This window comes from Clostridium homopropionicum DSM 5847, assembly GCF_001263795.1.
Taxonomy (GTDB): Bacteria; Bacillota; Clostridia; order Clostridiales; family Clostridiaceae; genus Clostridium_H; species Clostridium_H homopropionicum.
The window spans coordinates 14,787-28,011 of record NZ_LHUR01000023.1 but is presented as its reverse complement, the minus strand read 5'-3'; the positions used below and the strand labels follow the sequence as shown (position 1 = coordinate 28,011).

The 13,225-nt window shown below is 29.8% G+C and carries 8 protein-coding genes; 6 read left to right on the top strand and 2 right to left on the bottom strand.

All coding sequences use genetic code 11. The features are described 5' to 3' along the window. The first annotated feature begins 2 nt into the window (after positions 1-2). From CLHOM_RS10275 to CLHOM_RS10265, 3 genes are all read left to right on the top strand, one after another. Positions 3-794 carry an ImmA/IrrE family metallo-endopeptidase gene (locus CLHOM_RS10275; protein ID WP_052221618.1) on the top strand — a complete coding sequence of 264 codons (792 nt, stop codon included), beginning with the start codon at positions 3-5 and terminating at the stop codon, positions 792-794. A gap of 1 nt (position 795) precedes the next feature. After that, the gene (locus CLHOM_RS10270; protein ID WP_052221617.1) at positions 796-1,362 is read left to right on the top strand and encodes a PIN domain-containing protein; all 567 of its coding nucleotides are present in this window, start codon (positions 796-798) and stop codon (positions 1,360-1,362) included. Positions 1,363-1,849: 487 nt separating this feature from the next. After that, positions 1,850-2,050 carry a hypothetical protein gene (locus CLHOM_RS10265; RefSeq protein WP_479723122.1) on the top strand — a complete coding sequence of 67 codons (201 nt, stop codon included), beginning with the start codon at positions 1,850-1,852 and terminating at the stop codon, positions 2,048-2,050. Between the two features lie 389 nt (positions 2,051-2,439). Here the strand turns inward: CLHOM_RS10265 and CLHOM_RS10260 are convergent, their stop codons facing one another. Both CLHOM_RS10260 and CLHOM_RS10255 read right to left on the bottom strand, forming a co-directional pair. Next, positions 2,440-4,416 (bottom strand): hypothetical protein, encoded by a 1,977-nt coding sequence (locus tag CLHOM_RS10260; RefSeq protein ID WP_052221615.1) that lies wholly within the window; start codon positions 4,414-4,416, stop codon positions 2,440-2,442. A 410-nt stretch (positions 4,417-4,826) separates the two neighbouring features. Continuing rightward, on the bottom strand, positions 4,827-5,732 hold the full coding sequence (locus tag CLHOM_RS10255) for a tyrosine-type recombinase/integrase (protein WP_052221679.1): 906 nt from the start codon (positions 5,730-5,732) through the stop codon (positions 4,827-4,829). A gap of 243 nt (positions 5,733-5,975) precedes the next feature. Here CLHOM_RS10255 and CLHOM_RS10250 point away from each other — a divergent pair, with 243 nt between their 5' ends. The 3 genes from CLHOM_RS10250 (at position 5,976) to CLHOM_RS10240 (ending at position 12,972) form a co-directional block, all read left to right on the top strand. Further along, positions 5,976-8,903: a DEAD/DEAH box helicase gene (locus CLHOM_RS10250; protein ID WP_052221614.1), complete on the top strand. Its 2,928-nt coding sequence runs from the start codon at positions 5,976-5,978 to the stop codon at positions 8,901-8,903. A gap of 310 nt (positions 8,904-9,213) precedes the next feature. Further along, positions 9,214-11,442, top strand: coding sequence for a Spaf_1101 family AAA-like ATPase (locus CLHOM_RS10245; RefSeq protein ID WP_341376974.1), 2,229 nt, complete (start codon positions 9,214-9,216; stop codon positions 11,440-11,442). Between the two features lie 234 nt (positions 11,443-11,676). Further along, the gene (locus CLHOM_RS10240; RefSeq protein WP_074782970.1) at positions 11,677-12,972 is read left to right on the top strand and encodes a hypothetical protein; all 1,296 of its coding nucleotides are present in this window, start codon (positions 11,677-11,679) and stop codon (positions 12,970-12,972) included. The last annotated feature ends 253 nt before the right edge of the window (positions 12,973-13,225 follow it).

The window sequence follows — 13,225 nt, the reverse complement described above, 5'->3', positions numbered from 1 at the left end:
GATTGCCAAAGAATAATTTGAATCTCCCAGAAGAATCTTTCAGACTGCAAATTAAAGACTTAGCAGAAGAAACGAGAATAAAGTTCGCTAGAAAAGGGCTTTCTGATATATTTGACATTTTATCGGAGGCTGCATTTTTGATAAGAAAGCCATTGGATACAGATGAATTATCAGGGTTTAGCACTTATTTTGAGGAACAGTTTATTGTCTATTTAAATAGTAATTTTACTTTGGGACATGAACGTTATACTGGTGCCCATGAATTATATCATCTTATTTATAATGCTGACATCCTGAAAAAAGAAAAGATTCTTTTAGATGATGAAAAGCATAAAGCAGAAGATATGAAAGCAAATGTATTTGCTTCTGAATTTTTAATGCCTGAAGACTATGTAAAAGAAGTATTTTATAAAATTGTTAATGTGGATAAGGGCAGTATTTTACCAAGGCATATCGTTAGAATGCACAATTATTTTAAAGTAAGTTATAAGGCTATGTTAAAAAGACTTATCCAACTTGATTTATGCTCTATTAACAAATATGAGGAACTTGTAGATATCTGCTCACTGGAAAACATGGAGCAACTCCAATCTCTAACCAAGCGGGAAGGCTATAGCATTGAACTGATAATTCCATCAAAAGAAACGTATGTACCTACAGAATATATAGAATTTGTAAAGAGTAATTACGAAAGAGGGAATATTTCATATAAGAACATGAAAAATAGTCTTGAATTTATCGGACTGACTCCAGGGCAATTCGGATATGAGTATCCCCTAGAAGAGGATTATTAGAATGAGGTACGTAGGAGCCATTTCTGATGCAGATATTTTAATTAATTTAGCCAGAGTTAACAGATTGGATGTTTTAGAACTTTTATTTGAGGAAATCATCATTCCACAATTTGTGTATGATATTGAAATAAAGAAAAATGCAGGCAAGTGTTATGGTGTAATTAATCAAGCCATTCATAAAGATGGGAGCATATTTAAGGTAGTAGATAGGAAGAAAGATATATCTGTAAATATACTTGCAAGAGGTATTATTGAAGATAAGAAAAAGGTAATCGGTCCAGGAGAAAGTGAATGTGCAGGATATGCTCAGGCGTTGAGAATTCCAATAATAATATCAGATAATTATACTGAATTTAAGTGGTTAGACGAATTCATTACCCTTACGCACAATAATATTTTGGCTTTATGTGTGTATTTTGGCGAGATTACAAAAAGTGAGGCAGAAGATATTTTTAATCAAATTAATGATAAGTTGACTCGTCCAACTAGAGATACCTTTGAAGACCAATATGGAAAGGCCTTTATAAGATTTGAAAGAAATGGTTGGAAAAAATATTTGGGCATATAGGGGAAGGTATATGTAATAAGGGATATGGGTTAAAGGAATTAGGTCGGATGAAAATGGTAATTGTTACAATATAATAGTTTTCTTCTGTATATTCGCTACAATAGCATTAGTGTCACAGATGGAGAGCATATTCTCTTTATACGGGCTGGTTTATTCTGGCATTATTAAAGGAGAATGTGCTTTTTATTTTTTTGAAAGAAAATTTAGACGACGAAATCAAGGTTAGGGGTGATATCATTTAAGACCAAAAGTATTCCATTAAACCATATTCCTCTTACTAACCTATAATTCTTTATTTTCTAAATCCCTATTATATATGTATATTAGTTAGAAAGGCCAAAGGCTCATGTATATAGGGATTCAAGGTAAACTGAAAAGACAAAAATTAAAAAGATTGTTAAAAATAAATTACATTTTATTAAAAGGGACCTGACAAATATTTCTATGCGCGCTACAATTATTATAAAAGGGAAAGGAGTTGATTATGGTGAAAAGGAAAATGAATATAATTTTTAATATATTAATACCTACAGCAGTTGGATTTACAACATTTTTCTTGATTTACTATTTATATCAAAAGATGTTTTTCGAATATAGATGGCTAGCAGTAATACCTCTTGCAATAGTGACAGGATATATAATAGTAGAAAATAGAAGAGAGTGGAAAATGATAAAACAGCAGGGATAGGGGAAACCTTATCTCTGTTTTATTAGGGGGAAGATTAATGTGATGTACTTGGTGCTTGCCATGATTTTTTGTGTTACCGTTGCTGGCATTGCCTGTATTTGGTTCATGTGTAGAAGGAAATAGCATATTTTTCATAGTTTCAAAAAGTGTACTTTTTGAAACTGCGTAATAAGGTATTTAAATAGCATTTCAAAAGGTTGAATTTATATTTTGCAATATATTTTAATAGTGTACAGATGGATGATAATTTTGAAAAAACATATAAGCGATGGGAATCGGGTGAAATAACTGCCGTTAAGGCTATGAATCATGTATGATGAATTTATCAAAAAGAGAAACAATAAGAACCAACCTCATAGTTAGGTTCTTATTGTTTCTCTTTTTAGCAATTATTCGTCTAATAGGCTATTTTGAATGAGTAGATATTTCTTAGTGTCTATACCTAGTTTTTGATTAATGTTTTTATTAGCCTTCACATATATCAGGTCGTATTTTTGAATGACATCAGGTAAAACCTTCCTAAATTCATATTCTTTTGCTCCACGCCTTATATAATGGTTGTCCACTTTTAATTTATAATCCATAACCATATCCTTGGTGAAGTAACCATAGGTTTTGATTTGTTGCAGTATGAATACTTCTATGGCATCTCTTATGCTTTTGCTTTTCACGGTATCTTTCACATTTACATGATAGATTTTATTTGCAAACTCTTCTCCAAAACAGTTTTCCAAATATTTTTTGCTCATACCCATGATGCTAAATTTATATTTAAGCATGATGGATGCTCTTTCATCTGCTGTTTTAAAAGCCTCATTATAGTCAGAAATAGTATAGAAAGAAATTCCGTTTTGACTATTATCTTTGGAAATTTGAATAGCAGTTGCTCTTAAGTTTTTATTTACATGGCTATATGGGATTTTGTTGAGTAATCCTAAGGTGCAAAATAAGTTAATGTATTTATTTGTATTCACGACGCTTTTATTCCTTTTTGCTGCAAGATATCGATTAGAAAAGAAAAATATGCTTTCTCCATTTGCATTAAAGAAACGGTTAACAATATTTTTTTTACCAATTTCAAGAATATCTAATAGTAGAGGGTAACCAAACCTAATGATACGGTTTAGGTTTGGGAATTCGTCTTTTCTTTCATAAAGTTGACTTAAAAGCATAATGTTATTTTCAAATCTTTTATTCTGTTTATTTATCCAAGTTGAATCCTTCAATTTAATATGAAAATATTCAATTAACTCTCTTATAGCAGTTGAAGTGTCGCAGTTTTCTCTAATTTTAACTATATCAATAATATCCATGCCTTTCCCAGTATTATGGCAAATGCAAGTAGGAGAATTACAAAAATACTTGTAATATCCACCGCTATTTTTTATGACAGCACTGGGGTTGTTGTCGTTATGGAATATGCATTTAAAGTTCGCATTAGATTTTGCATCAATACCTAGATAACTTATTAAGTCCTGCTGTTTTAAAAATGGAATCAAGTCCTCATACTGTAAGACTGGAGTAGAATGAACTTTATGGTTTCCTTTTTGCAAGTTGCTGGTCTTAGCCCTCGTAGCAGCGGGTTTTAGTTCAAGACTTTTAGCATCATTAATCAACTCAATGATATTACAACCTATGGCACTTGCAATATCGTGTTGAGTATATTTTATTGCTGTATTTAGGTATATACATTTTATAGTAAATGGGTCTTTTAGATTCTTTAAATGTTTATAATTTATTAGCCTTAAAACTCTATTTATATCCTTTACACTGCTATCAGCATGCTCTTTTCTTTCTTCAAAGGCGGAGAAATAGTCAATAAGTTTTTCCTGGAGTGGAGTAAAAACATCTAAACTTTCTGGCTTATCAGGGCCAAGCAGCCAATATACATGAAAGCCGTTTTTAGTTTTTACAATAGCATTTGGAATTAGTTTAAAATTTTCTAATTTCTTCAGAAAAGCAATCTTATATTCCTCTATTTCTTCTTTGTTCCTATATTCATATACAATCTTTCCTTTAGAATCTTTAAAGAGTTCCCCGTTAATAATTTTTGGAACCTTTCCAAAGTCCATATCAATAAAGTGTGCATTTACCCTTTTAATAGAATCTGTTTTTTGTCCACCACTGTTTACTACAAAATAGACTCCATAGCCTTGTCTCTGATATTTTTGAATCATTTTTCGCATAAGAGGGTATTCTAACTCCTCATCTAAAGTAAGAAGACAGTCAAAGTTCTTTGCTATATGCTTTTCCTCCTGAATGAGCCTAAAGTATACTTTTTCATTCTCCTTTTTAAATAGAGATAAAAATTCAAAATCTGTTATGCCTAATGCTTTACGATTTTCATAGTTAATTCTTGAATTCATTAAAACTCCTCCGTTTCAGAGGAGTCACTAGATATTATGTTTTCCGTTTACATTGAGGCATTTTCCGTAGTATTTTTATAACTCTCCGTTTTTAATAAGGTGTTTCCCGTCTTGATTAGCGACTCCATTGTTTATTTTTTAGCATTATATTTGTTGTGCTATTGAAATCAAATTTTTACATAGACTTTTTTATAAAAAAGAGAAACAATAAGAACCTAACTATGCGTGTAGGTTCTTATTGTTTCTCTTTTTAGAAATTATGAAGCAAGTAGAAAAGGACTGCTTAATAGCAGGTATAGATGGCTAGTAGTAATACCTCTTGCAATAGTAACAGTCTATATGATAATAGAAAATAGGAAGGAAGTATTATAGATTTAAAAAACAGGCAAATGATGCCTGCTTTTTAAATCCTAAATTAATGTTTCTATTGCTGCCTCCAATTCTTCTTGCCTTGGAATAGTATATACTTGTGCCGTAACATAACCAGAAGCATGACCTGCAAGTTGAGCAACTATAGAAATATCAACCCCATTTTTGAGAAGTGTTCTGCAAAAATAGTGCCTAAAAGAATGAATAGTTACATCCGTAATCCCTATTTGTGCACAGTATTTTTTGAAAATCTTCCAAATTCCTGACCTAGTGTAAGGGGTCTTGCGTTCGGATATGAACAGATTATCATACTCCGTTTTAATGTTTTTTCTTATTGTCATCCAGTTGTTAATTGCATCCCGAACATCCCTATGCAAGGGTATATAACGTACTTTATTTTGCTTTCCTATTACTTTTAGGTTACCTTTTCGTTCAGTTATATCAATGTCAGCAATACGGATATTTATGAGTTCAAAATTTCTAACCCCGCATCTTGTAAAAATCTCAAACATGGCAATATGAGCCTTGTTACCTCCACGGTATATATGACGGCGTAAGGCACGGTAGGTCTGTTCATCCAAAGACTTGGGTGCAGCAGGTGATTGAATCTTTATTTTTTTAATTGCTTTGGCAGGATTATTTTTTATATATTTTTCTCCTTCAAGAAATTCAAAGTAACTCTTCAGACTGGCCAATCTTAAATTAATGGTTGTTTCTTTCAAATGCCTTGTTCCCTGTAGATATGAACGCATATCTCTGATATCAATTTCAGTTACTACAATAGGGTCAAAGTTTATGCTATTGGTTTCTTCAAACCATTTCGCAAATGCCTGCACATGCTCGATATAAGTTTTTATTGTGGAATCAGACTTGTCTATGCTCATCAAATAAGTAGCAAATTCATCAAGATAAAAATTGCTTTCAATTAGTCCCTTATTATATTTCATCATCAACATCCTTCCTATAGTTTTTAATACTATAAAATATATAGGGTAAGGGTTTCAAGAGAGTGTTAAAGTTTTGTTTCCAATTTTTTATGGGATAATGGGCGATTATATGGGAGTTTATACTTGCTTTTAAGGTAAATTGGAAAAAGAACTTATATTTTGTTGACAAGTTTTGTGGAAAAATTATGAAAATTGTCCTATAATTTATATAAGTGAAATAAACAAAAAAATGGTGGTGATACGGTGAGTTATTTTTTAAATTACTACGATGCAGTTCGATATCCTTACGAAACTGATGAGAAGAAAGGCTTAAGAGAATCTCAACTCGGGGCAATACATGCTATAGCATCGCACTTTACTAATAGCAATTATCCTGCAATTATTACTATGCCCACAGGTTCAGGAAAAACTGCTATTTTGATATTATCAGCATTTGTTTTAATGGCTAAAAGGGTTTTGGTGTTGACACCGAGCCGATTGGTTAGGAGTCAAATAAAAGAAGAGTTTGAAGAATTACAGACATTATTAGATATAGGTGCACTGACGAATATTACTGAAAAGCCAAAAGTTTATGAGTTAAAAAATAAAATATTAACGGAAGAGGCATGGAGGGGATTAGAAAATTTTGATGTCGTAGTTGCTATACCAATGAGCATTAGTCCTGCTATAGATGATATTCCTACTCCTCCTGACGGTATGTTTGATTTGATATTAATTGATGAGGCACATCATAGTCCTGCAACAACATGGAATGGAATAATTGAAGCATTTCCACAAGCAAAAAAAATACTATTCACTGCTACACCATTTCGAAGAGATAAAAAAGAAGTTAAAGGAAAGTTTATATATAATTATGCAATATCAGATGCTTATAAAGATGGGGTTTTTGGTAGAATAAAATATATTCCAGTAGAAAATATTGAAGGTTCGGAAGATATTGCAATTGCCAAGAAGGCAGAAGAAGTGTTTATTGAAGATAAAAATGCTGGTTTTGAGCACTGTTTGATGGTAAGGACAGATAGAAATAAAAGGGCAAAGGAACTAGAACAAATATATGCTGAAAACACATCATTGAGATTAAAGATTATAAATAGCGACCATTCATATAGCCATGTTAAAAGTGTTATTAAAAAACTTAATAATGGGGAACTAGATGGGATAATATGTGTTAATATGCTGGGTGAAGGTTTTAACTTTCCTAAATTAAAAATTGCTGCAATTCATTCCCCTCATAAATCTCTTGAAGTTACACTACAATTTATTGGAAGATTTGCAAGAACAAACGCTCCTAATCTTGGAACTGCAAAATTCATTGCTACACCATCTGAAATTGAAATAGAAAGAGAAAAAATATTTGAGGAGGGGGCTGTATGGGAAGAAATTATTATGAATTTAAGTGAAAGTAGGATAGATGAAGAAATTGAAAATAAGCAGACTCTTAGTACCTTCGATTGCGTTTTAAATAGAGATGATGAAACAAATGACCTGTCATTGTCTTCATTAGTTCCATTTGCACATGTTAGAATATACTCGGTGGATACTTTTGACATACATGCAGATATTAATCTGCCTAATGGTCTACTATTAGTAAATAAACATATCAGCAGAGAATATTCAATGATAGTTATTATTGCTAAAGAGATACTTAATCCTAAGTGGACGAAACTAAATATGTTTCAGAAGATACAATATGAATTGTTTATAATATACTTTCAAGAACAGCATAAATTATTATTTATTAATTCTACTAGGAAGAATGAAGACATTTATGAAAGTATTGCAGAACAATTTTCTGGTACAAATATAAGAAAACTATCATTGGGTAAAATAAATCGAGTTTTATCTAATTTAAAGAACCCAGAATTTTTTAATATTGGCATGAGAAATAGTATACAAACAAGTAATACGGAATCCTATAGAATAATTAGTGGTTCTAATGCACAAAAAGCAATTAGAAAAACAGACGGAAGGATTTTTCATAGGGGGCATTGTTTTGGTAAAGGTACTGATAATAATGAAGAAGTAACTGTAGGATATAGTAGTGGTTCAAAAGTATGGAGCAATAGTTATTTAACAATACCACAATTTATAAAATGGTGTAACAATATTGCAAACAAGGTTACTAGCAAAGGCCCTGCATTTACAAACTCTCCTTTAGATTATATTCCAGTTAGCGAAGAAGTGAATACTGTACCTAACAAATTTATTATTTCAGTAGATTGGAATAATGAAACATATCAAAAACCACCAATTATAAGCAGTAAAAATAAAGATATAGGATTTGAATGTATTCAGTTGTTAGATATAGAGTTGCAGGTAAAAGGCAAGAATGAAGGGAAAATAGAGATAGTTTTTAAATATTACAATTTTGAATTCAGCATTTATTTTTCTCTAGATGATGATAAATTTTTCAAAAGTGAGGATAGTTTGGCTAAAAGTATATTTATTAATAGGAAATATGGCGATATCCCTTTATTGGATTATTTAAATGCTAATCCTTTAGTAATATATTTTAGTGATTTTTCTTCATTGATAGGGCATGAATACTATAAAAAGAATTATGATGACTTGATTTTGATAGATGAAGATATTTTAGAACCAATAGAATGGGAAGAAAATGGGGTGGATATAGAGTGTGAAATTGATAATCCAAGTCACGGGAAGATTTCTATACAAGAATTTTTAAATAAATATTTATCAGGCAAAGAGTATGATTTTCTGTATTATGACCACGGAACAGGAGAAATAGCAGATTTTATAGCAGCCAAGGAGCATGATAAACGCATTGTTCTTCAGTTCTATCATTGTAAAGGTTCTGGAGGGGAAAAATCAGGAGATAGAGTAAATGATGTATATGAAGTATGTGGACAAGTTATTAAGTCATCAATGTGGACAGATTTAAAGAAACTGAAAAGGAAACTAAAGGCTAGAATGATTACACATGAAAATTCTAGTGATAATCCGAACAATTACATAAGAGATAGTTATGATAAATTTTTAGAAGTCTTGGCTTCAGGAGAAACTAAAATGTTTGAATTCGAAATAATTTTAGTACAACCAGGTGTTACAAAGTCTAGGTTAAGTGAAAAGATTTCAAGTGTTATTGCGGCAGCAGATGATTTTTGTGTTAATCAGGGATATTTACCGATAAGAGTATTCTGCTCTAAGTAAAAAGCATATACTAAATTTTTGAATAGAGAATAAACATACATTTATTTCTTTTTTATATTAAAAGCCATATTCAATTGATAAAGGTTTGCTATGTAAAAATATCGAAAATGTATAGTATGTTAAAATATTGAAGAAGTTATGACTATTTTAAGGAGAATAAAGATTTATGGATAGTGTTACTCTAAAGCAACTTTATGATAAAGCATGCAAGGGGAAATATGGTTGTGAGTATTTTAAAATGGATTTACATATACATACTCCTTCATCTAAGTGATATAAAAAAACATATACGAGCAATGAAGAGGAATACATTAAAATACTGGATGAAGCCTTTGAAAACGGAATCGGTATTATTGCTATAACCGACCATAATACTGTTAAAGGATATTATGAGATGATGGACTATATAATGGCTGATAAGAAAAAATATAGTAAGTATACAGGTATGCTTATATTGCCTGGTATTGAAATTTCCAGTTTTGGTAAACATATTTTAGCAATTTTTCCTCCACAAAAGACTCAAGATGAACTAAATACATTTTTATATAACATAGGTATAGATATTAATGAACAAGGAGAGGAAGATGCTGATGCGTATAAAGTAACTCCTATGGAATTAATGAAAAGAATATATGAAATGGATGGCATAACTATTTTAGCCCATGCAGACTCAACAAATGGCATGTTAGAAAAACTTCTTCATAATGGCAATAGTGGAGATGATTCATGGATACATAAGGGAAAAAGTTTGGCATCTATAATTAAATCTGAACATCTTTACGGGATTAGTTTGAATGATAAAGGTTTGAAAGATAAACTTTTAAAAGATATTCTTAACAACAAGGAATATAGAAGGGAAAAAAGTATAGCAGTAATATATTGTTCAGACAGTCACGGAACTAGAGATACAAAAGCAAAGTATAAAGCCGATGGCAAACCTATAGGTGAGAGATATTCATACATTAAGTTATCCGAGTTATCATTTCATGGATTGAAAATTGCACTATTGGACCCAGAGGTAAGAATATATGATGAGATACCAGGAAACATTTATCCATATATAGAGGGAGTTGCTATAAATGGCGGATACTTAGAAGACCCTAAAAATCCTGATGGATTTCAGTTTTTTAGGTTTAACAAAGCACTAAACTGCGTGATTGGAGCACGAGGAACTGGTAAATCAACATTATTAGATACAGTTCAATATACACTTTTCCCAGAAGTAACTGATGATGAGGTTGCGTTGAAATTCGATATTTCTGCCGTTTTCCTAAACTACTTTGGAGATGTATATGCTTTTATTTGTGAACCTAAAATTGAGTTTGATAATTATACCAAAGAATTAATAGGTGTAAGGAATAAACCTAGTATCTATAAGTTGAGTAAAAATGGGAAATTTTATAGCAGCAGAAAAAGCAATGAAATTTATAAAGAATTACAAAACTTTTCATCAGTTGCTTACAAACAACGTGCTATATTGAATTATGCTCAAGATAAAAGAGGGCCAATAGATGTAATAAATAACCTTTTACTCATTAGTAATACTGAGAAGTATAGTAACCTGCTGAAAGGTATAAAACAGAATTACGACTCTATAGAAAGTATACTTAAAAAGCAAAATAGGGTTGAATGGAATGATTATATTGAAAGAGCACATATCGTTGAGGAAGATATGCAGGAAATAACATGCCCATTTCTTGAAATACTAGAAAGTAATAAACAAATATTTAACTTGAGAAAAAACATAATTAAAAAGGTAAATAAGATTTTAGATGGACAAGTAAGATTAAGGCTTGAGAAAGATTTTGCTGAAAAAGATAAAAAGAGAATTATTGATGATACTGTAAATCAATGCAGAAGGAAATTTAATATAATATATGAAAAACAAATTCTTTTAGAGAAATGGCTAACACAAGTAGTTAGGAAAGTTGCATTGGAAAATGCAGAGTGGATTTTCCCAGTATATGTTTTATATAATAAGCCCAATAAATTGGCTAAATGCTATGGACTTGAGGAAAGTGATGCCGAACAGTTAATCAAATGGGTTAGGCCAGTATTAGATAGATGGGTTTTTACAACATTTCCAGAAGATAAAATTGAATATGAATATAATGTAAATACTGGAATAAGTAAAAAACAAAGATTTCTACCGAGAAATATGCTTTCGATGGGTCAAAAATCAGTGGCTATGTTACTTATGATTGTTACTGCTGCTCATGATTTGGGTGATAATAGGCCTTTGATTATAGACCAGCCAGAAGATGACTTAGACAATATTTATATTTACTCAAGTTTGGTAAAAGAATTTAGAAAAATAAAAAATAGTAGGCAGTTAATTTTTGCGACACACAACCCTAATATCCCGATATCAGGAGATGCAGAAAACATAATTATCCTTGAGTCTACTGGTGAAAATGGTTATGTTAGTTGTTCAGGTTCTATTGATAAAGTTGGAATAAGCGAAAAAGTACTAAACATACTTGAAGGAGGCAGACAAGCACTAGATGTAAGAAATATGAAATATCCTCCATTTAAATAAATAGATTATTTACAAACCAAGTATTGAAAATAAATTATAATTAACTTTAAATAAAATATTTAAAGTGCAATATTTATGAAAGTTACATGAATTGAACTTCAATAAACATCATATTTGTGATTCAAGTGCCGATAGATTGAGATTCAAAATAAGGAGATGATTAAACTGGTATCAAAAGAAATATTAAAATTATTTATTATGATATCATCTTTTTTTGAGAGTATTTTATTAAAAATGAAAAAAGGAAATCATAAACACTCTTATTTTTTACATAAAATGGTACAGTTTTTTTACTGTTTATCTATGGCTTTTACTTTAGAGTTAATATTAAGTATAGCCGTTATTATTTTAATAGCCATTAGATATAATGCGGTGACATTAGGACAGCATGTTTTGTTTTGGATACCAATATTTTTAACTGTACTTTTGATATGGATAGTTATATTAAACTACAAAAATTTAGAATTCAGTCTTCCTAATTCATTACTTTCAGCACTTTTAATATTAAAGAATACCAATTTTAAGATGAGATTATTTGAGTCAATATTAAGCATATTTATAATACCCATTATATTGACTACTCTTATAATTAGGCTATTATCAAATTACTCAGTTCCAACACAAGAAATGCCTATTATAGTAGAGGTAGTATTTACTATTTGTTTTATTATTAGTCTTTTAATCTATAGTGAATCAACAAAGGATGAGTTTAAAAGATTAACACGACAGTTTGTAATATGGTTTCTAATTTTTTTAGGCTTTATGATTTTAACTTTATATCAGATAAATACTTATATTATAGAAGGACAGATGCAAGAAAATATGATAAATATTTCAATAGCAATTTTGGGACTTGTTTTGACAATGGTTACTATTATTGATAAGGCAAGACTTTTATATGGAGCAATATACGAGAAACGTAAAGATACAATTATAAAGGAAATAGACAAAGAAGTAGAGAAATATTCTATTGATAAATTTAAGAAAATTCTAATTTCTAAATACGAAAAGATATCAGATACTTTTATAATTATTAGAAAAGATTGGAATTCAGGTAAAAAGATAAAAGTGATTAGAATAATGTTTATTGCATTTTTACCTATGATATTTTTAGCAATAATATTTAAAACCGAGGATAGAATAAATAATATTATGGAAACTATAGTTTTATTTTTAAGTAGTAATTGGTTTAGAATATTTAAAGATGATAAAGAGTTAGGCACCAAAGTTTTAGGACTATTAATAATTAGTGGGATGTTAATAAAATGTATATATGACCTAATTAGAAACTTTAATAAATATAAAGTATATAATAATATGGTTTATATTTGCAGAATATTAGGATTACTAATGTTTATGTTTATTATACTTGCAACTATTTTTTCTAATATATATGCAACTATTTTTAAGTATGCTGTAATACTAATATTTGTAATTATATTAATCTTGCTACTTTTGATAACAATAATAGAAAAAATTTGGCAAAAAAGAAATAAAAAGAATAATCGTGTTAATCAAGAAGAAGTATAACAAAACAATATGTATTTTTATGTTAGAATTAACAGACAATAGCATAATGAAAATAGACAAAAAATAGACAAGCAGTATTCAAAGAAAGACTTATAATTATAGGAAAAACTAGTTATTTATATTTAAAATTAAATACAATTGAATTCTTGACTTTAAGGAGATGTATTTAATGCAATACACAATTTATAGATGATGATAGGAAAGACATAGATGAGAAATATTTTCTGAATAAAAAACAAGGAAAGTAAAGTGT